Raw genomic sequence first — 25803 nt, forward strand, 5'->3', positions numbered from 1 at the left:
TAATTAGGCTAAACTTTCTTTTCTTTTTATTTTACCAGTTGCTGTTTGTTTGAAAATTGGAATAAACACTATCTCTTTTGGTTTTTCATATTTATCTAATACGCCAAAAACAGCATCTTCAATTGCCATAGTTTCCCCTTCAATATAAAGTACTAACTTTTCCCCAAGAACTAAATCAGGAACTCCATGAACAAAATAACGTCTAGGAATTAAAGTTGATAATTTTTCTTCAATTTTTTCTGGGCTTAATTTAATTCCGCCACTGTTAATAATATTGTCAATTCTACCAATCCATACAAATTGGGTGTCTGAAATTAAATTTACAATATCATTAGTGTTTATTGGGTGTTCACTTATATTTTTTGCGTCAATAACTAAACATTGTCTTTCATCGACAGCAACAGTAACATTTGGCAAAACTGTAAAAGCGTTCTCCCCTATTCTTTTGGCGGCTATGTGAGTAATAGTCTCGGTCATACTAAAGGTTTCGTATACTTTTATACGCAATTTTAGTAATTCTTGTTCCAAGGCCTTGTGTACTTTTGCACCACCAACAATTAGAGTTTTTATCTTTTTTAATTTTTTTAAAGAATTTTTTGCTTGCAACGGAACCATGGCACAAAAATCAAATTCTTCATCAATATATTCTAAAGGATGAGAACTTGGAGCTACGAATTTCATATCTAAACCTAGAATAAAAGCCCTGATAAACATCATTTTTCCTGATATGTATGCGGTTGGCAGACAATTCAATACTTTGTCTCCTGGTTCAAGACCAAAGAAATCGCCTGTAGCAATTGCAGAATTTAGCATGGCTTGTTTCTCCACTCGAATAAGTTTTGGAACACCTGTAGTTCCTGAGGAGTTCATGTCCATATACGACTTGTTATCAAACCAATCGAGTAAAAAATCACCTACAGATTGCTCGTATTCTTGCCCTTCTTTTATAAAACTATAGGCAACTCGACATAAATCTTCTCGGTCAAGATGAAAGCCGTTCAGTTTAAAATGATTGTGTACGTTTTTGTATGTAATTGTTTGCATGATTGTATTTTTATTTTATTGTGCTAGTCATTAATACGACTAATTTTACCAGAAAGCTTTTCGTTCCAATTCGTCCATTTATATCGTTTAGCGAAGATAAATAAAATAATTGGATAGACTAATGCCATTGTAATTATCATTTCATTTAGCATATCATTAGGATTTTCAACACCTGAATATTTAAAAATAGCATCCGTTTGTAATGCTGCAAAATCAGATGTAATTAATAACGCTGCCATCATATTATTACCTAAATGAAAACCTAAAGCTAGCTCAATACTTTCGTCCATTAAGGTCATAATTCCGAGTAAAAACCCAGTTCCAATGTAGAAAATCATAACGCCATAACCCATTTCGGCAACTTCGGGATTTGCACTATGAAATAATCCAAATAAGATAGAAGTGATCAGTAATGGCAACCATCTGTTTCTGACAATTATTCCTATTTGTTGCATTAAATAACCTCGAAATAAATATTCTTCAAGACCTATTTGAAAAGGAAATAATAGTAAAGAAATGATTAGTAAAATCATAAAATTTAATGGATGAAAATTCCATACAATATTTGAACTATCGAATGAATAGGAAACAATAAAAGTTAGTATCGAAAGTAAAACAACTAGTCCAAAAGAGAAAAAAATCCTTTTACAATCTATTTTATTCCTTGATGTAGTAAGGGAAAGTAAGCTTCGATTGTGCAAAAAATAGACCAAACCAAACAGCAATCCTAACAAAAAAATAAAAGGTAACAAATTGATTAACAATGATATATTATTAGGTATATCTCGCATTGATTTATATAAAATTTCTTTTTGCTCATCAGTCATTAGTAAGAACATTATGAAATTTCCAATAAACACTCCAGCAGTCATTAATGTTGTAATTGCTACACGCCACCATTGATTATTTCCTTTAAAAGCTTGTGATATATACATACTTAATAGTGTTATGAGCAATTTATATTTACATTTGTAGTGCCGAAATTAACTTAATTTTCTGTCTTTTTCGAATAGTTTTTATAAAAATTAAATCCTTTACAATGATACGAATTTATCACAATCCCCGTTGCGGAAAATCCAGACAATGTTTAGCCTTTTTAGAAAAAACAGGACAGGAATTTGAAATTATTAAATATCTCGAAACAATTCCTACTTTTAACGAACTTAAAAATATTATAGCAAAACTAGGTATAAAACCCATTGCAGTAGTTCGCCAAAAAGAGAAAATTTGGTTAGAAAATTTCAAAGCAAAAAAAATGTCGGATAACGAAATTATAAATGCTATGATTCTTTATCCCATTCTTATAGAAAGACCTATTGTTATTAATGGCGAAAAAGCAATTATTGCAAGACCTATAGAAAAAATTAATGGTTTTGTTTAAAAAAAGGCCTCATTACTTTAACAAACCTTTGTGATTTGTTGTTTAAACCTTGTGTTATTTTTGCAATCTAAAATAGATAAAAAAAATAACTTTCAATGAAAAAATTTAATATTCTCTTAATTCTTAGCCTTTTATTGTCGTCATCATTTATTTATTCACAACAAAGACCCGAGATTAAAAAAATAAAAATAACAGGAACAGTAATCGAAAAAACGAGTAAACAACCCCTCGAATACGCTACAATTACTTTCAAAAATCCAACCAACCCAAAAGCAATTGCTGGCGGAATTACCAATGCAAAAGGCGAATTTGATGTAGAAATAAATCAGGGAATCTATGATATTACAATAGAATTCATCTCATTTAAACCTGTGGAGATTAAGCAAAAAAACATTCAAGAAAATAGTAGCCTAGGGCAAATTGCTTTAGAGGAAGATCAAACGCAGCTAAATGAAGTTGTGGTTCGTTCCGAAAAAACTACTGTTGAAATAAAATTAGATAAAAAAGTTTATAATGTAGGCAATGACTTAATGGTCAAAGGAGGAACTGTTAGCGATGTGCTTGATAATATTCCCTCGGTTTCAGTAGATGTAGAAGGAAACATAAGTCTGAGAGGAAATGAAAATGTTAGAATTTTAATTGATGGTAGACCTTCAAACGCAATTAATATTTCCGAAGCATTACGATTAATTCCTTCGGATGCCATTGATAAAGTTGAGGTAATTACAAATCCATCAGCAAGGTATGATGCAGAAGGTGGCGGTGGATTACTTAATATAATTCTAAAAAAAGGTAAAAATCAAGGTCTAAATGGTACTTTTATTGCCTCTACAGCATATCCTGAAAGTTATGGTTTAAGCGGGAATTTAAATTATAAATCCGAAAATTTCAACCTCTTCACAACCCAAGGGATTAATGATCGTAGCAATCCTGGAAAAGCGAAAACAGACTCTAAATACTTAAACCCAAACAATTCTATTAGAAACTACGTTTATGAACAGAGAAAAAACGAGAGATTAGGTGATGCTTACAATGGAAATTTTGGCGCAGAATGGTTTTTAGATAAAACTACAACATGGACAAATAGCTTTAATTATAGAAAAAGTAACGGAAACAATACCGATAATATTTTTCAAAATAATTACAATTCTAGTTTTATTTATGACTACACCAGAAACAGAATAAATAACGAAAACAGCTTCAGCGAAAACATAGAATATGCCACAAATTTAATTAAGAATTTCAAAAAAGAAGGGCATAAATTAACTGTAGATGGTTCATTCTCTACAAGCGATGAAATAAACAATGCATTAATTACTGACTCAGCAACAAACACAAACATTGTTGTAATCGATAAAACAATAAGCAAACAAGATCAAAAAAGAAATCTTTTTCAAACTGATTATGTATTGCCAATAGGAAAAGGAAGTCAATTTGAAGCAGGTTACAAAGGAGATTTTCTAAAATTAACCACAGACTATCAAGTAGAAAATGATGGAGTAATTAATAATAATTTTACAAACACTTTAGAATATATAGAAAAAGTAAACGCGCTTTACACCAGCTATGGCTTTAAATTAAAGAAATACTCTTTCCTTTTTGGGGCACGTTTTGAAGATTCGAATATTGAAATTAATCAATTAGCAACGAATGATTTTAACGCTAAAAAGTACAATAACTTCTTTCCAAGTGCTTTCTTTACTTATGAATTTTCAGAAAAAAGCAGCGCCTCATTGAGCTACAGTCGCAGAATTCAAAGACCTAGAGGCAGACAATTAAATCCATTTAATAACTTATCAAGCAATATCAATATTTTTGTAGGTAATCCAGATTTAAATCCAGCTTTTACAGATGCAGTAGATTTTGGATATTTAAAACGTTGGGACAAATTAACACTTAACACCTCACTCTATCTAAATAAAACTACTGATGTTATACAATTTGTGCGACGAGAATCCGGTGATTTTATAAACAGTGTTCCTGTCATATTAACCTCATTTGCAAATATAGCCACAGAATATAGAGCAGGATTTGAATTTACATTAAACTATTCTCCCTACAAATGGTGGAAATTAAATGGTAATTTTAACTTTTTTAGAAACGAAACTCAAGGAGATTATGTCTACACCAATTTTAATAATGTAGTGATTACTCAAAATTTTGATAACATTGCCACATCATGGTTTACTAGAATTACATCAAAAATCACTTTGCCCTATAAAATCGATTGGCAAACTAATGCAACTTATAATGGACCGCAGAACAATGCTCAAGGTAAAAGTTATGGTGTATTTAGTGCCAATTTAGCTTTTAGTAAAGACATTTTAAAGGATAAAGGAACTATTAATTTTAACATCAGCGACGTTTTTAACTCTAGAAAAAGAATCTGGGATAGTAATATTCCCGGTGTAGTGATGTCATACAGCGAAATGCAAAGACAACTAAGACAAATTAATCTATCCTTTACTTATAGATTCAATAAGAAAAAAGGAGAAAGAGAAAGACAACCAAGAAGAGATTCCGATGGTGGCGACGATTTTCAAGGATAAAAAAAAAAGGAACTCAATTGGAGTTCCTTTTTTTTATCAAACAATTAGATTACACTGATTGCTCTAGTTTCTTTTTTGCTCTTTTCTCTTTAAAAGCTTCCCAAGTATAACCTCCTACCCAATACGATACGAAACTAACTAGAAAAAACATCAACCAAAACCCCATTGTAAGGATGGTTAAAAAAAGTAAAAAACCTAAATACTGTGAAAATTCAAACATGGTTACAGAGATTTTTGAATGTAGGTACAAATGTAAGTTTAATATTTTTTCTTACCAATAAAAAACCAAATCAATTTTCATAAAAAGAGAATTATCCGTATTTTTGAACTCAATATTTAGCTTTTTTCAGGAGCTATTTCCTGCTATTCGTTACAATCTTGTAAACCGAACACCGGTTCACAAGGATTTTCACTACTATCAGGGCTAAACTATCGCTACAACTACAACTCTTAAACAAACAAAATGAAATTCAGAATCGAAAAAGACACCATGGGTGAAGTGCAAGTTCCAGCGGATAAATATTGGGGTGCACAAACAGAGCGTTCTCGCAACAATTTTAAAATTGGTCCATCAGCTTCAATGCCAAAAGAAATTATTGAAGGATTTGCTTATTTAAAAAAAGCTGCCGCTTATGCAAATTGCGATTTAGGTGCTTTGCCTTTAGAAAAAAGAGATGCAATCGCCACAGTTTGTGACGAAATTCTAGCAGGAAAACTAGAAGATGAGTTTCCATTAGTGATCTGGCAAACAGGCTCAGGAACACAAAGCAATATGAATGTTAATGAAGTAATTGCAAATCGCGCCCAAGTTATAAAAGGATTCGCTATTGGCGAAGGAGAACAATTCATCAAAGCCAATGACGATGTGAATAAATCACAATCATCAAACGATACTTTCCCAACAGGAATGCATATTGCAGCCTACAAAGCGGTTGTTGAAATTACCATTCCAGGAGTCGAAAAACTAAGAGATACACTTCAAGCAAAAGCAGTTGAATTTAACACCGTAGTAAAAATAGGTCGTACCCATTTAATGGATGCAACACCACTAACTCTAGGACAAGAAATTTCAGGCTATGTAGCCCAACTGAATTATGGATTGAAAGCTGTTAAAAACACCTTGTCGCATTTATCCGAAGTGGCATTGGGCGGAACAGCAGTTGGAACAGGATTAAATACTCCAGCAGGTTACGATATAAAAGTAGCCCAATATATTGCGCAATTCACAGGTCATCCCTTTGTAACTGCACCTAATAAATTCGAAGCTTTGGCTTCGCACGATGCTATTGTAGAAAGTCATGGCGCTTTGAAGCAACTAGCGGTTTCTTTAAATAAAATCGCCAATGATGTTCGAATGCTAGCTTCTGGACCACGGTCTGGAATTGGCGAAATCATTATTCCAGAAAACGAACCGGGTTCATCAATCATGCCCGGAAAAGTAAACCCAACACAATGCGAAGCATTGACTATGGTTTGCGCTCAAGTTATAGGAAATGATGTCGCCATTACCGTTGGAGGAATGCAAGGTCATTATGAATTGAATGTTTTTAAACCCGTTATGGCGGCAAATTTCTTGCAATCAGCACAATTAATTGGAGATGCTTGCTTATCGTTTGATGAACATTGCGCAAGCGGAATTGAACCAAATTACAAACGAATTCAAGAATTAGTCGACAATTCCTTAATGTTGGTTACGGCATTGAATACCAAAATAGGCTATTACAAATCGGCCGAAATTGCACAAACTGCACACAAAAACGGAACAACGCTCAAAGAAGAAGCGGTTCGATTAGGCTATGTAACTCCCGAAGATTTTGATGCTTGGGTAAAACCCGAAGAAATGGTTGGAAGTTTGAAATAATTGATAATTTACAATTGATAATTAACCTGCAACTGTGTTGCTGGTTTTTTTTTATGAATCAAAACCAACGGCGTCTTTTAAAATAATAAATCATCCCTAAAACTATCAAAAACATCATTACGATAACAGTATGATATCCATATTGATAGCCTAACTCTGGCATATTCTCAAAATTCATTCCGTAAACACCTACAATAAATGTTAGCGGAATAAATATGGCCGAAACAATAGTCAATGTTTTCATAACTTCATTCATCTTATGACTTTGAGCCGAGAAGTAAAAATTAGAAGCACTTTCTAACGAACCCATATCCGATTCAATTTGTTCCAGAAGTTCAAGGCTTTTTTGATGCAATCGAGCAAAAAAACTAAAATTTTCTGGTTCAATTTCATTAAACACATTGTCATCTTTGATACTTTTTATATCAAACAAAGAATCACGAAGTGGAATTATCGAACGTTTCAAAAAATTAAAATTATCGCGATGCTTTTCAATTTTTTCTAATATAATTGGATTAGTATTTTCTTTGGTGAGATTAATCAATTCTTCTATTTTGTCTTCTTCGTTCTCAATGGTAATATAGAAATTTTCCATAACGGCATCAAGAAGTAAGTAGAGCAAATAATCGGATTTTTTAGTTCTAACAATCCCAGAATGGGTTCGAATGCGTTCTCTAATATGAACAAAAAAATCAGATCGCTTTTCTTGAAAAGAAATCAAAACGCCGTTTTTTATCAAAAAACTAATTTGTTCAACGCTAATATTATCTGAATTTTCAGCTGGTAAGAGTGATTTTATATTAAAAAAAAGAGTGTCTTGGAGTTCTTCAAGTTTGGTTCTTTTTGTAGTATTCAAAATATCGGCGAGCATGAAATTATCAATTCTAAAATAGGAACCAATTGCTTTAATCAAGTCTATATTGTTCAAGCCATGAATGTTGAGCCAGTTTGTTTTTTGAAAATCAATACTTTTTTCTAAATCTGATATACTAGAATCTTGATATTCTGTCATATCAAAATCATCATATACAAACAATTGCATTTCAGATTCGTTTTTTTTATGAATTCCTGTGTATTCTAAATTATAGGGTAAAACTTTTCTTCCTTTCTTATATTTAATCTTTCTCATCTAAATTATTTTATGTAGTAATATTACGAAAATCTTTAATAAAAATAAAGTTTTTAGTCTCTTTTGACATTTCTAAAATAAAAAAATAAGAGCAATTTAGAATTCAAAAAGTAAAGATTACTCGTAATAATTATTCCTTTCTTACATAAAATTATAAAATAACAGAGTAAAAGTCATTAATCAACAAGTGTTAAATATTGTTAATTATTTAAAATTGAACTTCAAAATGATTTTTTTTTAAAAATATATCAATAGATTTGAACTTAAATCGTAACAAACGCAATAAAATGTGTATTGTTAACTACATCTAATTATAAATAGTATTTAATACATTAACTAAATGGCTAAAAAAAAATTAACTCTAATTATTACCTGTTTCTTATTTTGTTTTGCACAAGGGACATTTGCACAAAATAAAAAAAAGGAAAAAGCAAACAAAAATGCTCCGGCTAAAGTTGAAGCCAAAGCACCTGAATCCAAAGACGGCAAAAAAGAACCAAAACCGTACAAAAAAGTTATTGACTCAACCGCAGTTACACAAAAAGGATTAATTGATATCCATAAAATTAATGACAAATATCTTTTTGAAATTCCGGACTCTCTTTTAGGTAGTGAAATAATGACTATAACCAGATATTCTAAAACTCCTGCTGGAGGCGGAATTTTTGGAGGAGAAGAAATCAACAGACAAGTTGTTCGTTGGGAAAAAGGACTGAACAACAATATATTGTTGCGATCAATAACTTATGTTATTATGTCTCCAGACGAAGACAAACCATTGGCACAAGCTGTAAAAAATTCAACTTCAGACCCAATTATTGGAAACTATGATGTATTGGCATTCAAAAAAGATTCCACCGGAAAAAATAATACCGGTTATGTAATCGACTTAACAAGTACTTTTGACGGAGACATTCAAACTTTTTCATTAGATCCAATAAAAAAACAATTATTAAACATCGTAACGTTTCAAAAGGATAAATCATTCATTTCTAAAATCAGTAGTTATCCAATAAACACTGAAATTAGAAGTGTAAAAACATTTACAACTACACCGCCTCGTATTTCAACTACTCCAACACCACAAATTGGGGTTAATTTACCATCCGCTTTAGATGCTGGCGTTATCACCGTAGAGATGAATACTTCTATGATTTTATTGCCAAAAACACCCATGCGCAAAAGAGAATTTGATGCGCGAGTAGGTTATTTTGCGAATCAATATGGCGTTTTTGAAGAAGAATCGCATAAATCTGACACAAAAGTATTTGCAGTAAGATGGCGTTTAGAACCAAAATCTGACGAAGATGCTCAAAAACAAAAAAGAGGGGAATTAATTGAACCTAAAAAACCAATTGTATATTACATCGATCCTGCAACTCCAGAAAAATGGAAAAAATACATCAAACAAGGTATTGACGACTGGCAAGTTGCCTTTGAAAGTGCGGGATGGAAAAATGCGATTCGTGGTGAATATTGGCCAGAAAACGATCCAACTATGAGTTTAGAAGATGCCCGTTTTTCTGTATTAAGATATTTTGCAGCTGAAATTCAAAATGCATACGGACCAAATGTTCATGATCCTAGAAGTGGCGAAATTTTAGAAAGCCACATTGGATGGTATCATAATATCATGAGTACTTTAAGAAACTGGTACTTGATTCAAACTGCAGCCATTGATCCAGCAGCAAGAGCTAAAAAGTTTGATGATAAATTAATGGGAGAACTAATTCGATTTGTTTCATCTCATGAAGTAGGTCATACTTTAGGATTACGTCACAACATGGGAGCAAGTTCTGCAACTCCAGTTGAAAAACTTAGAGATAAGGTGTACCAAGAGAAAAACGGACATACATCGTCTATAATGGATTATGCACGTTTCAATTATGTAGCACAACCTGAAGATGGCGTAACATCCTTATTTCCTAGAATTGGGGATTATGACAAATGGGCTATTAAATGGGGTTATTCCTATTTTGACGAAGCTAAATCTGAAGATGAGGAAAAAGCGAAGTTGAATGAAATGACAAAGGAAGCTTATAAAAATAACCGTTTATGGTTTGGAACGGAAACGAGTCCTTATGACCCAAGATATCAAACCGAAGATATTGGAGATAATGCCATGAGAGCTTCTGAATATGGAATCAAAAATCTAAAAAGAATTTTGCCTAATTTATTGGTTTGGAGTAAAGAAAACGGAGAAAGCTATGCGGAGCTAGATGAACTTTATGGCGCACTCACAGGACAATTCAGAAGATATATGGGACATGTTACTAAAAACGTAGGTGGAATCTATGATTCTCCAAAAACGTATGACATGTCAGGAAATCAATTCGAAGTAGTTCCAAGAGCGATTCAAAAAGATGCGGTTTTATTCTTGAATACGCAATTATTTACAACTCCAAAATGGTTATTAGATCAAAATATCCTTTCTAAAATAAATCCAGAAAGTGGAGTTGAAGCAATCAAAGCAATGCAAGATGGGACTTTATCAAGTTTATTAGATGGAGAGCGATTTGTTCGCCTTATTGAAACTTCTTCATTAAATAAAAATAATTATACAGCTGATGAATTAGTAACCGATCTAAAAAATGGAATCTTTTCTGAATTGAAAGGCAGTAATTCAATTGATGTGTATCGCAGAAACATTCAAAAAATATATGTTGACAAAATGATTGAGTTACTAAAACCGGGTACAGCCATGGTTCGATCAGTTCCTGTAGGAGTTACTTACGGTTTCAAAACACGAAGAGTAAATTTAGCTCAAACTGATTTACCTTCTATTGCAAGAGGTCAACTTAATAGTTTGAAAAACGAAATGAAATTAGCCTCATCAATAATGACTGATCGAATGAGTAGATATCATTTACAAGATTTAGTTTCGAGAATTAGTGATGCTTTAGATCCTAAATAAATGAATAAAAAGGGGAAAATGTCAACAACATTTTCCCCCTTTTTTTAGGTTGCATTTGATTTGATTTTATCATTGATACGCTACGATCATTTAGAAATTCTATTTGTTGTAAAGAGGCGATGCGTATGTCAATAACAAACTAAAAGTATGCAGGGTTGTAACACTTAATTTTTTGCCACTAATTACACAAATTAGCACGAATTAATTTGTGGAAATTATTGAAATTCGTGGCAAAGTTTTTAGAACCTAAAAGGGAAATGCACTAAAAGTGCATAGTTTTAAACTATATTTGAGACCAATAAAACCCGACACTTTCAAAAACTTGTCGGGTTTTATAATAATAAAAAACCGGGACATTGCTGTCCCGGTTTAATGAATAAACAAATTAAAATTTAATCTTTAGTAGATTTTACTGCTAAAGAATAAATTACTAAACCAAAACCAATTTTGTTGATAGCATCTGCAATGTTGTAGGCAACATCCACGTTGCCTTTACCCAACATATTTGTGTACCATCCTTCGGTTCCTAGCATGTATCCTAAAGGATAAATAGCCCATCCTACCAGTACAAACCAACACAATATTTTGTGTGCTGCTAAAACATTTCCGCCCGCTGTTTTAGCTAATTTGGCAGCTTCACCTAACCAAATTTCATAAACAATAGCGAAATAAGCTACTCCTGAAATGAATCCCCAAAGAGCTGCATTTTCTGGATAAACTGCTTCTCCCAGATAACCGGTTACCAACATTATTACAGAATAGAAAATCATTTTCCATAGTAAACTCTGTTTTGCACCAGCAATTTTAAGAATCAAATAAAACTCAAGACACATCAATGGAACAGTTAATATCCAATCAACATACCTAAAAAATGTTGGAGATTCTTGGAAAGCTGCCCAATAATCTCTCATGTAGAAATAATGTACTGCTGCAATAAAAGTTATCAAACCTGAAACTAAAACAGAAGTACGCCACTTTTTATCAAATTGACTTAGTGATAAAAAGAAAAAAGCTGAAGCAGCCATCATAGCCATACAGCCCACAAAAAAAGTAAATCCTACATAATCAGTAGGGAGCATTTTTGTAATCAATGCTGAAGACATAAAATAATTTGTCATAATATAAAGATTAAAAGTTATTGTTTAATCAAATGTACAAAAGATTAAACAAATAATAAATACTTTTGTTTGATTATTTTTCATTATATTTAAACAATAATAAATTTATTATGCCAAAAATTGCCAATTTATCAATATTAGCAAGCTTTCTAGGATTATGGCTTACTTCGTTTCTGAAAAATGAAACACAAATAATTGTAGGTTTTATATTAATATTATCTTTTGGAATTGTTCATGGAGCAAATGATTTACTCTTAATTAGAAAAATAAAAGGCGAAAACACTATTACATATTGGAGAATTTTAATCAATTATATAACGATTGTTTTAACAGCTGTACTATTATTTAGTTTTATTCCATGGCTAGCAATGTTTTTATTTATAATAGTGAGTAGTTATCATTTTGGAGAGCAACATTGGAATAAAAAAAGACTTTACAGTAATCCCTTGATGATTAAATTATTTCAAACTATTTATGGTTTATTCATTTTACTGTTATTATTTAATTTTCATGAAAAAGAAGTTCTGGATATAATGCATGGAATTACCGGTATAGAATTATCTTTTATTAATATTTTGTTATTATTAAAACTAATCGGGTTTATTTTAGTCGCTCTATCTTTTTATAATTATAATACTTCTAAAGTATTTCAAAAAAATAGTGCAATTGAATTGTTATATTTATTAGTATTCGCTATTATTTTTAAAGTAGGCAGTTTGATTTGGGCTTTTGCTATTTATTTCATCTTTTGGCATAGTATTCCATCCTTGATTGACCAAATCGAATTTTTATATGGCGAAGTTTCAACGACCAATTTCAAATCCTATTTAAAATCTGCATTTATTTATTGGTTAATTTCAATAGTTGGAATTATCGTATTGTATTTTATACTCAAAGAATATAAAATATTTGATTCTATATTTTTCTCATTTTTAGCTGCTATAACTTTTCCTCATGTTATCGTTATCGAAAGAATGTTTATCACTAGAAACAACAAAACCGAGTAATTGCTTACTCGGTTTTGATTTTATATTCACACTTATAATAAAATTATGATATCATGAAACATTATATAACGTTTTGAAACATTAAAATAAACTCTCGAAATAGGATAATATTCTGGAAATTATACCTCGCTTTGCTTTGTAGTCGACACCTTTCTTTCCTACTTCTTCAAAAGCTCTAAAAGTCGAAACGAAAAAGGCAAAAAAACAGAACAAAACTATAACGTTAAGAATAATGATTTCTATATTTTCCATATTACTTTTTTAATTTAAGATTTAAAAATATTAAAAACCCAAGAATAGTTGGAGGCCATAATCCAATAAAAATAGCTCTTTCTGGATTTTTCAAAACCAAATAATGGTATTCCGATATAAATATCAAAACCAAAACCAATAACAAAATAAATAACTCCGATTTTTTGAATTTCGTAAACATATTGCTTTATTTTTTTTTAATTACTTCAAAAGTAAATAAAATTATTACAGAATAGCACAATATTACAATTTTAACTATTGTTTATTAAATTAAGAAATTAAAAATTATAATTTTAAGTGTATATTGAATTTATACTAAATAAGCATTAAGTCTATTCCAGGTTATGCATCCTAATTTTCACTTTAATAATTTGGTGAATCAAATTTACACCGATAATAACTGCGAAAATTAAAATTGCATCACAAAAAACAAGATCAAACTAAAATGATAAAATAAATTTTAAAAAATAAACTATTATGACAAAATTAGATTCATTGTGTGTGTTTTTGTTATCTGATAATTTTAAGAAAAAAATTGAGAAGATTATTATCTTTTTATCTATCAGTTCTTTTTTGTTGCACTTGATTTTTATTATTTTAAATAAGTTGCAAATCATTCAATTAGGAGAACTATCTAAATTATTTGTTCATCCTATAGCTGCGATTTATACCCCATTTTCATTTATTCTTATTTATGAGGTTTACCTGTTGGTGTATTATTTACCTAAATCTACTTCAATATATATCGGCAAACAATATGAAATTATATTATTAATTGTCATCCGACGTATTTTCAAAGACATTTCAAACCTAGAATTTACAAATAATTGGTTCAATGTGAAGTACGACCTTATTTTTATGTATGATCTTGCTGCAGTAATAACATTGTTTTATCTTATTTTTAAGTTTTATCAACTAAATGATCAAAACAGCATTAACAGTCGAAAAAATGATAGTAAAATTAGTACCGAAGTAAAAAAATTCATCAAAACAAAAGAATATATCGCTACTCTATTAGTTCCAATTGTTTTCATTTTATCGCTTTACAGTCTCGGTAATTGGTTGCTGGACAGCTTTTCGTCTATTGATAAGTTGGTTTATGAGTTTAAAGATGTAAACAAAATATTTTTTGATGATTTTTTTACATTATTAATTTTAGTCGATGTTTTTTTACTTTTATTTTCATTTTTACACTCGGATAAATTCAGTAAAGTAATAAGAAATTCGGGTTTTATAATTTCAACGATAATGATTAAACTTTCTTTCGGTACAGATGGAATCTTAAATGTAATACTTATAGTAATGTCGGTGGTATTTGGTATCGTTATATTGGCGATACACAACAAATACGATAAATTAGAAAGTGATTTTTAAATGAATGGACTATTATTTCTTTTTAATTTTTAATCCAAAAAAAACCGAGTAATTGCTTACTCGGTTTTTTACTATAAAATTTGAAAGAGACGCTATGAATCGCGTCTCTAACGCATTATTTCACTTCTTCGTATTCAACATCCTGCACATTGTCTCCTTGTGCTTCTCCTTGTGGTTGAGCATCTTGAGTTTGACCTTGTTCTCCTTGTGCATACATTGCTTCGGTAGCTGTTTTCCAAGCTGCGTTGATGTTATCCAATGCGGTTTGAATTGCAGGAATATCTTGAGACGCATGTGCCATTCGCAATTCAGTCAAAGCATATTCAATAGCCACTTTGTTATCATCAGTCAATTTCTCTCCTAATTCTTTTAATTGAGACTCGGTTTGGAAAATCATTCCGTCTGCTTCGTTCAATTTTTCGGCTCTTTCTCTAGCGATTTTATCTGCTCCAGCATTTGCTTCAGCATCTTTTTTCATTCTTTCGATTTCTTCCGAAGTCAATCCCGAAGAAGCTTCGATACGAATATCATGCGATTTTCCTGTTCCTTTATCAGTTGCCGAAACTTTGATGATACCATTAGCATCAATATCAAAAGTTACTTCAATTTGAGGAACACCTCTTGGTGCTGGTGGAATACCATCTAAGTTGAAACGACCAATAGTTTTATTATCAACTGCCATTGCTCTTGCACCTTGCAGCACGTGAAGTTCAACAGTTGGTTGAGAATCTGCAGCTGTTGAGAAAATTTGTGATTTTTTAGTAGGGATAGTTGTGTTAGACTCAATTAATGTAGTCATAACGCCACCCATAGTTTCGATACCTAAAGACAAAGGTGTAACGTCCAATAACAATACATCTTTTACATCTCCAGATAAAACTCCACCTTGAATAGCTGCTCCAATGGCAACAACTTCATCAGGATTAACTCCTTTAGACGCTTTTTTACCAAAGAATTTTTCTACTTCGTCAGCAATTCTTGGCATACGAGTTGAACCTCCAACCAAGATCACTTCATCAATATCAGAAACAGATAAACCTGCATCTTTCAACGCTTTAGCAACTGGTGCCATAGAACGTTTTACTAATGAATCCGTTAATTTTTCGAATTGAGCTCTAGTTAATTTTTTAACTAAGTGTTTTGGTCCAGAAGCCGTAGCAGTTACGTAAGGCAAGTTGATTTCAGTTTCAGCAGAAGAAGACAATTCAATTTTTGCTTTCTCTGCAGCTTCTTTCAAACGTTGCAATGACATTGGATCCAAACGCAAGTCAATACCTTCTTCAGTTTTGAATTCGTCAGCCAACCAGTCAATAATTTCGTGGTCAAAATCGTCTCCACCAAGGTGAGTATCACCGTTTGTAGAAAGAACTTCGAAAACTCCGTCTCCTAGTTCAAGAACAGAAATATCAAACGTACCTCCACCTAAATCGTAAACAGCAATTTTTTGATCAGTTCCTTTTTTATCCAAACCGTATGCCAATGCCGCAGCAGTTGGCTCGTTGATGATACGCATTACTTTAAGACCTGCAATTTCTCCCGCTTCTTTCGTAGCTTGACGTTGTGCATCATTAAAGTATGCTGGAACAGTAATAACGGCTTCAGTAACGGTTTGACCTAAATAGTCTTCAGCCGTTTTTTTCATTTTTTGAAGTGTCATCGCTGACAATTCTTGAGCAGAATACAAACGACCATCAATGTCCACACGTGGTGTATTGTTGTCACCTTTTACTACTTTGTAAGAAACTCTTTTTGCTTCGTTTGTAGTTTCAGCAAAAGTGTGACCCATAAAACGTTTGATAGAAGCAATAGTCTTAGTTGGATTAGTTACCGCTTGTCTCTTTGCAGGATCACCTACTTTAATTTCGCCACCTTCAACAAAAGCGATGATCGATGGCGTTGTTCTTTTTCCTTCTGCGTTAGGAATAACAACTGCTTCGTTACCTTCCATTACAGAAACACAAGAGTTTGTTGTACCTAAATCAATTCCGATTATTTTTCCCATTTTTATTATATTAAATTTTTATTATATACTTGTTTTAACAACTTGAGATGCAATAGTCAATCTTTGTGCCAATAGAAAAATGACAAGCAATTGTCAGTTTTCGCTACAATGTATATGACAAGATGACATTTTAATCAAAATTTGAGTGTACGATTAAATTACAATAATGTATAATAACTGCGTTTTGGATTGTACTAATTTGCTTATATTTGAAATGAAATAAAAAAGAAAGTAGCTACAAGCTGCGAGTTGGCAACAATTATAAAAAAACTAAAACGTGAAAAAACTAATTTTAACAACATTTTTGATTACAACTTTAAATTGTTTCTCTCAAACAGAATATTATTCGACAAATGGAAAAAACAGGCTGACTAAAGCAGAACTTGACGTAAAAACTTCTGAGTTAAAAACAAAATACGAAAAAATATCTAATAAAGAAGTGTTTGTCGAGTTTAATATTGATAATACAGAAACTAAAACAGATTCTATTATCCATTTTGTTAAATTTGAAATTAATGATCCTAATGCTTCTAAAGGTCCTTTATCAGAATATGTAGGCAAAAAACTTCCTGAAATGATTTTAACAGATATAAATGGAAAAAAGATACCAATAAATAAATTAAATGGAAAACCAACCTTAATAAATTTTTGGTTTACTACTTGCGCACCTTGCATCGATGAAATGCCAATACTCAACAAAATTTACGATGAGTATACAGAAAAATATAATTTCATAGCTATTACCTATGAATCTAAAAAACAGGTAGATAAGTTTCTAAAAACACATTTATATAAATTCCTACATATAGTTGATGCAAGAGAATTTACAGACAAATTGCAATTAAAATCTTATCCAGTAAATCTATTTTTAGATAAAGACGGAATTGTAAAATACTCTGAGTATGGTATTCCTTATGAACAGGATGAAAATGGAAAAATTAAAATAGGAGACGGCAAAGATTTTATCAAAAAATTAGAAAAATTGAAATAACTATTGCCAACAGCCGTTTGGCAAGATTGCGAATTTTGTAGTAAATTCACGTTTATTTATCGCAAGAAATTTTATATTTGATAGAAAATAATCGGTTCCGAAACTCGCAACCTCGCCAAGCGCCGGAATGCAAGTAGCACGTGAACAATGAAAAAAGTAGGCCAGAAAAAATCATTAAAAAATCTGTATTCTGATGAAAATTTGTAAATTTGGATTATGGAGAAAAAGAAAATTATAGAGCAACATTTTGTAATTGATAGATTGACAAATTCTATTTTAAATACAACTTCTGGCGATAGTTTTCAAACAGAAATTTCTTTGCTAACAAGAGCGGATTTGAAGAATGTAACAAAGAAAATCGGTTGGAATTTTAATTGTAAAACTGAATTTGACGATATAAAAAAAGAAGTTTATAAATTGACAATTGAGGGTAATCCATCAATTATACAAGGCTTATTAAGTCTGACAATAGAATTTGACCACATTTATATGGATTTGCTAGAAAGTTCTCCTTTCAATATTGGCAAAAATAAGGTTTATGAAGGTGTTGCAGGAAATTTAGTTGCTTATGCTTGTAAACTTTCATTCCAAAAAGGATTTGAAGGTTTTGTTGGTTTTACTGCAAAAACTAAATTAATAGCACATTATGAGAAAACTTTAGGCGCAAATCATTTCAAAAATCAAAGAATGATTATTGAAACTCAATCAGCAAAATTTTTAGTAGAAAAATATTTTAAAAATTAAAGTTATGGGATTTATTAAAGAACCTATTGGAATTGATTTTATTATTCAAAGCGAACCATTATCAGATTTGGAACGTAAAGAAATTAGTGAATACATAAAATCCAAAAAAGAGGAAAACAAAAAAATGGAAACTCAAAAAGTATCCAAAAAAAAACCAGGAATTACTCAAAAAGTATAGTGCCTATTTTGCCGTTCGCACAATAGCGGTTTCACGCAATTGCGAATTTTGTTATCTACTGAAGTATTCTTTTTACTAGAAATCTCGAATTTAAATCGATGCTTTTCGTCTGCCAAATCTACAACTGAATTTTTATAGTTACCACAAAATCATTAATTTAAGCAATATATTGGACTGCTAAATAGTATAGTAAGGCATAAAATTCAAATTTATCACTTGGACAATTTAAGTGTTTTTTTTTTTTACAAACCACTATAATACCGTTCCTCAATTCGTTTTATATCCTTAATCGAATTTCGAGCCCAAGCCAAACGTTTTTCCAAAATTTCAGTTTCAGATAAATGCCATTCAATGTCTGAATTTCGCAAACGATTCATCACATTTTGGATAATTATCGCCGCCGAAACCGATATATTCAAACTCTCCGTAAAACCCACCATAGGAATTTTAAGAAAACCATCGGCGCGATCTAAAATTTCTTGTGACAATCCGTCTCTTTCTGTGCCAAAAAATAAAGCACTTGGTTTAGAAATGTCAAAATCATCGAGCAAACAATCACTTTCATGTGGCGTTGTAGCAATGATTTGATACCCTTTATTTTTTATAGTATCGATACAATTTGTTATACTATCGAAGGTATTGATGTCAACCCATTTTTGTGCGCCCATCGCAATTTCCTTATCAATGCTTTTGCCGTAGCGTTGCTCGATAACATTCAATTCTTGGATTCCAAAAATCTCACAACTGCGCATCACGGCACTCGTGTTGTGCATTTGAAAAACATCTTCAACAGCAACTGTAAAATGATTGGTTCTATTTTGCAATACTGTCAAGAATTTTTCTTTTCGATTTTCGGTAAGTATGTTTTCGAGAAAATTGAGGTAATCGAGATCAATCATTTTATAAAAATTTATTTACCAAAAATACTAACTATTTTCGCCACAAATTCACTAAATTTAATTTCTATTGCATAAGTAATTAGAAAGATATATTGTCGTAATATCAAAATAGGATAAAAAGTTTTGCCACAGATTTGAAAGATTAAAAAGATTTTTAAGCTGTGTGATGAATTAATCTGTGTTAATTTGTGAAATCTGTGGCAAATTAATTTAACGCTTCACTAAAATGCGAAATTAAATTTTGACTTTTACTTATAATTCGTAGCTAATAAATTAAACATGAAAAAGAAACTAGTTGTTTTAAGTGGTGCTGGAATTTCTGCCGAAAGTGGCATCAAAACCTTTCGCGATAGCGACGGACTTTGGGAAGGTCATAATGTAAACGATGTAGCAACGCCCGAAGGTTGGCTCAGAAATCCTGAATTGGTTCTTGATTTTTACAATCAAAGGCGCAAACAACTACAAACTGTTATTCCAAATACAGGACACGAAATTATAGCCGAATTAGAAGCTGATTTCGAGGTACAAATCATAACTCAAAACGTAGATAATCTCCATGAAAAAGCAGGAAGTACAAGCGTTTTGCACCTTCATGGCGAATTATTAAAAGTGCGAAGCACCGCAAATAAAAACTACATTCTCGATTGGAAAGATGATTTGAATTTAGGCGATTTAGACTCTAACGGGAACCAATTGCGTCCGCACATTGTCTGGTTTGGCGAGGAAGTTCCAGCGCTAGAAAAAGCAGTTTCAATAGTAGAAAAAGCGGATATTCTAATCATCATTGGCACTTCGTTACAAGTGTATCCTGCGGCAAGTTTAATGAATTTTGCCAACCCCAATATTCCTGTATATTATATTGATCCAAAACCTGCAACTATTTATGATTTGCCAAATGATATTAAAGTAATCGCCACAACGGGTTCTAAAGGAATGAAAATCGTTCAAAAAGAACTGAAAAAATTACAATAGTAATTTCAATGGCAATGGCAATTTCAATAGCAAAATTTTTAAATATGAAATCTGAAATCTAAAATCTGAAATGTTATCTTTGCACCATAAAAACAACACCATAAATGCAACTAACCGAATTAAATGCTGTGTCGCCAATCGACGGAAGATACAGAAGCAAAACCAGTTCACTTTCGAAATACTTCTCTGAAGAAGCGCTAATAAAATACCGCGTTTTGGTAGAAATTGAATACTTTATTGCGCTTTGCGAAATTCCATTACCGCAGCTAAAAAACGTAAACGCAACTCTTTTTGATAGTTTACGCAACATTTATAAAAACTTCTCTACGCAAGACGCACTTTGGATTAAAGAAACCGAAAAAGTCACCAATCACGATGTAAAAGCGGTAGAATATTTTATCAAAGATGCTTTTGAAAAACTAGGATTATCTGAGTATAAAGAGTTCATCCATTTTGGGTTAACCTCACAAGACATCAATAATACGGCGATTCCGCTTTCGACAAAGGAAGCTTTCGAGAAAGTATATATGCCATCATTAATCACTTTAACTTCAAAATTAAAAGAGTTGAGTCAAGAATGGCGCGATGTTCCTATGCTAGCAAGAACGCACGGACAACCTGCTTCGCCAACGCGTTTGGGTAAAGAAATAGGTGTTTTTGTAGAACGCTTGGAAGAGCAAATGCGATTGTTGTTCAACATTCCGTTTGCGGCAAAATTTGGCGGTGCAACCGGAAATTACAACGCACATCACGTGGCGTATCCACAAATTGATTGGAGAAAATTTGGAAACACTTTTGTCGAAGAAAATCTAGGTTTACACCATTCTTTTCCGACTACACAAATCGAACATTACGATCACTTCGCTGCTTTTTTTGATGCATTAAAAAGAATAAACACCATTATCATTGACTTAGATCGAGATATTTGGACTTATGTTTCTATGGAGTATTTCAAACAAAAAATCAAAGCGGGCGAAATTGGTTCCTCTGCAATGCCACACAAAGTAAACCCAATTGATTTTGAAAATTCGGAAGGAAATCTAGGAATTGCTAATGCTATTTTCGAACATCTTTCGGCGAAGTTACCGTTGTCGAGATTGCAACGTGATTTGACGGATAGTACTGTTTTAAGAAATATTGGCGTGCCAATGGGTCATACTTTAATCGCATTTGAAGCTACACTAAAAGGCTTGAACAAACTGCTGTTGAACGAACCAAAATTTCATGAAGATTTAGAGAAAAACTGGGCAGTTGTTGCCGAAGCCATTCAAACTATTTTGCGTCGAGAAGCCTATCCAAATCCGTATGAAGCCTTGAAAGGATTGACCAGAACCAATGAAGCTATTGACAAGAAAGCAATCCATAATTTTATCGCAACACTGGAAGTTTCATCTGAAATCAAAGCCGAATTAATGCAGATAACTCCGAGTAATTTTTTGGGGATTTAAAAAATAATGACAATATCATGAAAAAAAAATCGGCTGTACTCCTATTTATCTTTATAAATTGTTTTAACATATTGATTGCTCAAGAATTGTTTTCTAAAAAATTAGATAACCTTAAATTAGAACAAAACGATAAAACTGATGCAGAAAAAATCGATTTATTGTATCAAGTTATCTTTGATTATCAATTAGAAAATTACCCAGAAATGGGAGTTTTAGTTGGTAAACCTTCGGATAATTCACGATGGACAGATTGGTCAAAAGTAGCTATAAACCAACGCAAAAAGAACAATCAATTATTTATTGAAGCCATTGAAAAAATAAATAGAGCGAAATTAGATGCCGCCGGAAAATTGAATTTTGATTTACTCATAAATAAATTGAATGATGGTAAAACTGGACAACAATTTGAGAGTGAGTTAATGCCGTTCGATATAATGAATGGCATGCAACAACAAATCATGCAAACCGTGACTTACACTACGATAAAAAATGATAAAGATGCCAATGATTTACTGAAACGTCTTGAAAATGTTTCGGTTTTGTTCAATCAACTCCAAATTTTAATGGAGGAAGGCTTGAAGAAAAAAATTACACCTTCAAGAAATTCACTTCTTGGTGTACCAGAACAAATTCAGAATCTGATTGCTGTTGATGCTTCAAAAAGCGGTTTTCTTGATGGCTACAAAGAATACACCAAAACACTTTCGATAGAAAAAAAGAAAGAAATGGATGATTTAGCAACTAAAAAAATTATTGAGAATGTAAATCCTGCTTTACAAAAAATGAAAGATTATTTGGAAAAAAAATACATTCCAAAATCAAGAACTTCTGTGGGTTATAAAGATTTACCCAATGGCGAAAATTGGTACAATTTCAACATAAAGCAACAAACGACCACAAGACTAACCTATCAAGAAATCCATGCTATTGGACTTGTTGAAGTAAAACGCATTAGATCAGAAATGGATTCCTTAATAAAAACCATTGGGTTTAAAGGTTCGTTCGAAGAATTTTGTGTTTTTCTAAAAACAGATCCACAGTTTTATTTTGCAACAGGTCAAGAACTTATTGATGCTTACAGGGTTATTTGCAAAAGAATTGATCCTGAATTACCTAAGCTTTTTGGAAAATTACCTCGACTAACTTATGGCGTAATTGCGATTCCAGCGTTTGACGAAAAATTTCAAACCACTGCTTATTATAGTCAAGGTTCTCCAGAAACAGGAAGAGCAGGAAATTTCTACGCCAATACTTATGAATTAAAAACACGACCAAAATGGGAAATGGAAGCATTAAGTATTCACGAAGCTGTTCCGGGTCATCATTTACAAATTGCATTAGCACAAGAGTTAGAAAATGTTCCCGAAATTCGAAAAAATAGTTCCTACACTGCCTTTATTGAAGGTTGGGGTTTGTATTCCGAAAGTTTAGGTACAGAGATGGGATTTTACAAAGATCCGTATTCAAAATTTGGACAACTTACCTACGAAATGTGGCGAGCCATACGACTTGTAGTCGATACTGGGATTCATGGTTTGGGTTGGACCAGACAGCAAGCTATTGATTATTTTAAAGCTAATTCAGCTAAAAACGAACATGATATTACCGTAGAAATTGACCGTTATATTACTTGGCCAGGACAAGCATTAGCGTATAAAATTGGAGAACTGAAAATCAAAGAATTGCGCAAAAAAGCCACTTTAGAACTTGGAGATAAATTTGACATTCGTGCTTTCCACGATGCTGTTTTAGAAAACGGAGCAATCCCATTAGACGTATTGGAAAATCATATTAACGAATGGATTCTTTCCGTAAAAAATAAAAAAAATAGATTATAAATTGGTATTATTGTCAGTCCTAGCCTATAGTTGGCGGATATTTTTCGACCGAATCTGCTAAAAAAGAAATATTAGAAAAACCGAAATAGAAACATTGAAAATAAATTTATGAAATTGAAACTTTTAAAAATATTCTTCTCAATATTTATATTTTCAAATCTGTCTTTTGGACAAACTAAATCGCCATTTTTGATAAATAATGAATTATTTGAATTACCAGGTAAATGGGAACATCTTGGGAAAATTGAAAATTCTGGACAATATAGTTTTTCAAACAAAAAATTGAAATTAGGATTGCTTATTTCGGTTAGAAAAACCGAAATATTTGACTTTTATAATAAAGAATTAACCGAATTTGAATTTTTAAATAAGTTCTATATTTGGGAAACCGAATTTTGGGGAAAAGATGACGGAAATGTAGAAATAGAAAAAATAGAAGTTAATGAAACTGAAAAATATATAATTTGGAGATTAAAAATCATAGATAAAAATATTGAAAGTTTCATATTAAGTGGAGTAAGAAATAGCAAATTAATTGGAATAAGTTTGTCAGATAATAACAAAAAAGAACCGAAAAGCAGAACTGAAAAAATAGAATTTATAATGAAAATTTATTTTAAAAAATAAAAACATCCGCTAACAGCGGTTTCTCGCAATTGCGAATTTTGTGGTAAGTTCACGTTTGCGTTTCGCAAGAATTTTTATCTTTAACAGAAAATAATTCGTTCCGAAATTCGCAACTGACGAGAAGCGGCGGAACGTTGGTAGCTATTTTAGTAAATGTCTCGTCCTAAAATAGGTTGACTAAAAATTAAACACTTTTAGTATCCTATGGAAACACCCACAAATCAAGCCTGTCAAAAAAACAGCTATCAAAAAGTTACTTTCGAGCACAAACTTTTTGTCATTGACCAAATCAATAATGGTCAAATATCAGCTAACTTTGCCTCCAAGAAGTATAACATTTCACGAGCAACAATACACTACTGGATGAAAAAATTAAGCAATTATTCCAATCAAAAAGCCTTTATATCAAAGGATGACGAGATAAAAAAACTCAAAGAACGAATCGAAGATTTAGAAGGTATAAAAGAATTTCAACAAGAATTAATTGTTGAATTTGAGAAAGTTACAGGAGAAGAACTCTCAAAAAAGTATCTGCCCGAATGGTTAGCAAACGAAATTCAGAAAAAGAAGAAAAAGCTTTTAAAATAAAATGGATTTACGAATCATTCGGGATTAGCAAACAAGCCTATTATCAGCAAATTACAAGAGAAAAGCTTAGAGATGCAGAACGTGAAAAAATAATCAATTGGGTCATCGAATACCGAAAAAGATTACCCAAAACTGGAACCAGAAAATTATACGAATATTTACAACCAAAAATGATGCAAGAAAACATAAAAATGGGACGAGATGCCATAAACGATTTACTTCGATCTCGTGGAATGCTGGTTAAAAAAACAAAACGTTATTTCATTACAACCGATTCCAAACATTTCTTTTATAAATCACCTAACTTACTGACTGATTTGAAGATAACACATAGTGAACAAGTCTTTGTGAGCGATATTACGTATATTAAAACCGATAGTGGCCACGCCTATTTAGCTCTTGTAACCGATGCCTATTCTCGGAAAATAATGGGTTGGAGTTTGCAGGACAATATGAAAGTTTCGATGGTAAAAGACGCTTTGAATATGGCATACAAAAACTGTATTTTCAATCACAAAAACATTATTCATCATTCCGATAGAGGAATCCAATATTGCTGCCCAGATTACTCACAATATTTAGAAAATAAAGGATTTATACTAAGCACAACCCAACAATATGATCCGTATGAAAACGCAATAGCAGAGCGAATTAACGGAATTTTAAAATACGAGTTTGGTCTAAAAAATACCATAAAATCTATCGAAATTGCACAGAAAATGGTCGCACAAGCCGTAGATTTGTACAATAATTTAAGAATGCACTGGAGTTTGGATTTTAAAAAACCACAAGAAGTTCATTTACAATACAATAAACAAATAAATAAAAATTATAAACGAAGCAAAACTCCTGATTTTGCATCGTAGGAATGTTGATAAGTTTTTAAA

23 protein-coding genes are annotated in these 25803 nt (G+C 31.8%); 15 read left to right on the forward strand and 8 right to left on the reverse strand.

Going from position 1 to position 25803, the window contains the following annotated elements:
• Positions 1 to 3: 3 nt before the first annotated feature.
• Positions 4 to 1044 (reverse strand): AMP-binding protein, encoded by a 1041-nt coding sequence (locus RMO53_RS12725; protein ID WP_310381418.1) that lies wholly within the window; start codon positions 1042 to 1044, stop codon positions 4 to 6.
• A gap of 23 nt (positions 1045 to 1067) precedes the next feature.
• Positions 1068 to 1979: a CPBP family intramembrane glutamic endopeptidase gene (locus RMO53_RS12730; protein ID WP_310381420.1), complete on the reverse strand. Its 912-nt coding sequence runs from the start codon at positions 1977 to 1979 to the stop codon at positions 1068 to 1070.
• A gap of 104 nt (positions 1980 to 2083) precedes the next feature.
• On the opposite strand from RMO53_RS12730, the gene arsC reads away from it, so the two are divergent.
• Positions 2084 to 2425, forward strand: a complete 342-nt coding sequence (gene arsC, locus RMO53_RS12735) for an arsenate reductase (glutaredoxin) (RefSeq protein ID WP_310381421.1) — start codon at positions 2084 to 2086, stop codon at positions 2423 to 2425.
• A 95-nt stretch (positions 2426 to 2520) separates the two neighbouring features.
• The gene (locus tag RMO53_RS12740; RefSeq protein ID WP_310381424.1) at positions 2521 to 4974 is read left to right on the forward strand and encodes a TonB-dependent receptor domain-containing protein; all 2454 of its coding nucleotides are present in this window, start codon (positions 2521 to 2523) and stop codon (positions 4972 to 4974) included.
• A gap of 49 nt (positions 4975 to 5023) precedes the next feature.
• Here RMO53_RS12740 and RMO53_RS12745 read toward each other — a convergent pair whose 3' ends face one another.
• Positions 5024 to 5194, reverse strand: a complete 171-nt coding sequence (locus RMO53_RS12745) for a hypothetical protein (RefSeq protein WP_310381426.1) — start codon at positions 5192 to 5194, stop codon at positions 5024 to 5026.
• 243 nt (positions 5195 to 5437) lie between these two features.
• Here RMO53_RS12745 and fumC point away from each other — a divergent pair, with 243 nt between their 5' ends.
• Positions 5438 to 6835 (forward strand): class II fumarate hydratase, encoded by a 1398-nt coding sequence (fumC, locus tag RMO53_RS12750; RefSeq protein ID WP_310381427.1) that lies wholly within the window; start codon positions 5438 to 5440, stop codon positions 6833 to 6835.
• A 58-nt stretch (positions 6836 to 6893) separates the two neighbouring features.
• Here the strand turns inward: fumC and corA are convergent, their stop codons facing one another.
• Positions 6894 to 7964: a magnesium/cobalt transporter CorA gene (gene corA, locus RMO53_RS12755; protein ID WP_310381429.1), complete on the reverse strand. Its 1071-nt coding sequence runs from the start codon at positions 7962 to 7964 to the stop codon at positions 6894 to 6896.
• Positions 7965 to 8304: 340 nt separating this feature from the next.
• On the opposite strand from corA, the gene RMO53_RS12760 reads away from it, so the two are divergent.
• A complete protein-coding gene (locus RMO53_RS12760; protein ID WP_310381431.1) occupies positions 8305 to 10878 on the forward strand; it encodes a zinc-dependent metalloprotease in 2574 nt (857 codons plus the stop codon).
• Between the two features lie 392 nt (positions 10879 to 11270).
• Here the strand turns inward: RMO53_RS12760 and RMO53_RS12765 are convergent, their stop codons facing one another.
• Entirely contained in the window at positions 11271 to 11996 is a 726-nt protein-coding gene (locus RMO53_RS12765) for a bacteriorhodopsin-like (protein ID WP_310381433.1), read from the reverse strand.
• A 110-nt stretch (positions 11997 to 12106) separates the two neighbouring features.
• Here RMO53_RS12765 and RMO53_RS12770 point away from each other — a divergent pair, with 110 nt between their 5' ends.
• Complete coding sequence (locus RMO53_RS12770) at positions 12107 to 13003, forward strand: Brp/Blh family beta-carotene 15,15'-dioxygenase (RefSeq protein ID WP_310381435.1); 897 nt, start codon at positions 12107 to 12109, stop codon at positions 13001 to 13003.
• An 81-nt stretch (positions 13004 to 13084) separates the two neighbouring features.
• On the opposite strand, the gene RMO53_RS12775 is transcribed toward RMO53_RS12770, so the two are convergent.
• Positions 13085 to 13255, reverse strand: coding sequence for a hypothetical protein (locus RMO53_RS12775; RefSeq protein WP_310381437.1), 171 nt, complete (start codon positions 13253 to 13255; stop codon positions 13085 to 13087).
• Positions 13256 to 13732: 477 nt separating this feature from the next.
• Here RMO53_RS12775 and RMO53_RS12780 point away from each other — a divergent pair, with 477 nt between their 5' ends.
• Positions 13733 to 14629, forward strand: coding sequence for a hypothetical protein (locus RMO53_RS12780; protein WP_310381439.1), 897 nt, complete (start codon positions 13733 to 13735; stop codon positions 14627 to 14629).
• A 115-nt stretch (positions 14630 to 14744) separates the two neighbouring features.
• Here RMO53_RS12780 and dnaK read toward each other — a convergent pair whose 3' ends face one another.
• Positions 14745 to 16631: a molecular chaperone DnaK gene (gene dnaK, locus RMO53_RS12785; RefSeq protein WP_310381441.1), complete on the reverse strand. Its 1887-nt coding sequence runs from the start codon at positions 16629 to 16631 to the stop codon at positions 14745 to 14747.
• A 277-nt stretch (positions 16632 to 16908) separates the two neighbouring features.
• On the opposite strand from dnaK, the gene RMO53_RS12790 reads away from it, so the two are divergent.
• The 3 genes from RMO53_RS12790 (at position 16909) to RMO53_RS12800 (ending at position 18544) form a co-directional block, all read left to right on the forward strand.
• Positions 16909 to 17622, forward strand: a complete 714-nt coding sequence (locus tag RMO53_RS12790; protein WP_310381443.1) for a TlpA disulfide reductase family protein — start codon at positions 16909 to 16911, stop codon at positions 17620 to 17622.
• Positions 17623 to 17838: 216 nt separating this feature from the next.
• Entirely contained in the window at positions 17839 to 18366 is a 528-nt protein-coding gene (locus tag RMO53_RS12795; protein WP_310381444.1) for a hypothetical protein, read from the forward strand.
• A 4-nt stretch (positions 18367 to 18370) separates the two neighbouring features.
• Positions 18371 to 18544, forward strand: coding sequence for a hypothetical protein (locus RMO53_RS12800; protein ID WP_310381446.1), 174 nt, complete (start codon positions 18371 to 18373; stop codon positions 18542 to 18544).
• 242 nt (positions 18545 to 18786) lie between these two features.
• On the opposite strand, the gene RMO53_RS12805 is transcribed toward RMO53_RS12800, so the two are convergent.
• The gene (locus tag RMO53_RS12805; protein ID WP_310381448.1) at positions 18787 to 19443 is read right to left on the reverse strand and encodes an RNA methyltransferase; all 657 of its coding nucleotides are present in this window, start codon (positions 19441 to 19443) and stop codon (positions 18787 to 18789) included.
• 279 nt (positions 19444 to 19722) lie between these two features.
• Between RMO53_RS12805 and RMO53_RS12810 the strand changes: the two genes are divergently transcribed.
• The 6 genes from RMO53_RS12810 (at position 19723) to RMO53_RS12835 (ending at position 25782) form a co-directional block, all read left to right on the forward strand.
• Positions 19723 to 20415, forward strand: a complete 693-nt coding sequence (locus RMO53_RS12810; RefSeq protein ID WP_310381450.1) for an NAD-dependent deacylase — start codon at positions 19723 to 19725, stop codon at positions 20413 to 20415.
• A 104-nt stretch (positions 20416 to 20519) separates the two neighbouring features.
• Positions 20520 to 21863, forward strand: coding sequence for an adenylosuccinate lyase (gene purB, locus RMO53_RS12815; RefSeq protein ID WP_310381452.1), 1344 nt, complete (start codon positions 20520 to 20522; stop codon positions 21861 to 21863).
• 17 nt (positions 21864 to 21880) lie between these two features.
• Positions 21881 to 23701, forward strand: coding sequence for a DUF885 domain-containing protein (locus RMO53_RS12820; protein ID WP_310381454.1), 1821 nt, complete (start codon positions 21881 to 21883; stop codon positions 23699 to 23701).
• 114 nt (positions 23702 to 23815) lie between these two features.
• Entirely contained in the window at positions 23816 to 24328 is a 513-nt protein-coding gene (locus RMO53_RS12825) for a hypothetical protein (RefSeq protein ID WP_310381456.1), read from the forward strand.
• 204 nt (positions 24329 to 24532) lie between these two features.
• Positions 24533 to 24916: a DNA-binding protein gene (locus tag RMO53_RS12830; protein ID WP_310381458.1), complete on the forward strand. Its 384-nt coding sequence runs from the start codon at positions 24533 to 24535 to the stop codon at positions 24914 to 24916.
• On the forward strand, positions 24868 to 25782 hold the full coding sequence (locus RMO53_RS12835; RefSeq protein ID WP_310381460.1) for an IS3 family transposase: 915 nt from the start codon (positions 24868 to 24870) through the stop codon (positions 25780 to 25782). Before RMO53_RS12830 ends, RMO53_RS12835 begins: the two co-directional genes overlap by 49 nt.
• The last annotated feature ends 21 nt before the right edge of the window (positions 25783 to 25803 follow it).

This window comes from Flavobacterium sp., from assembly GCF_031409475.1.
Taxonomy (GTDB): Bacteria; Bacteroidota; Bacteroidia; order Flavobacteriales; family Flavobacteriaceae; genus Flavobacterium.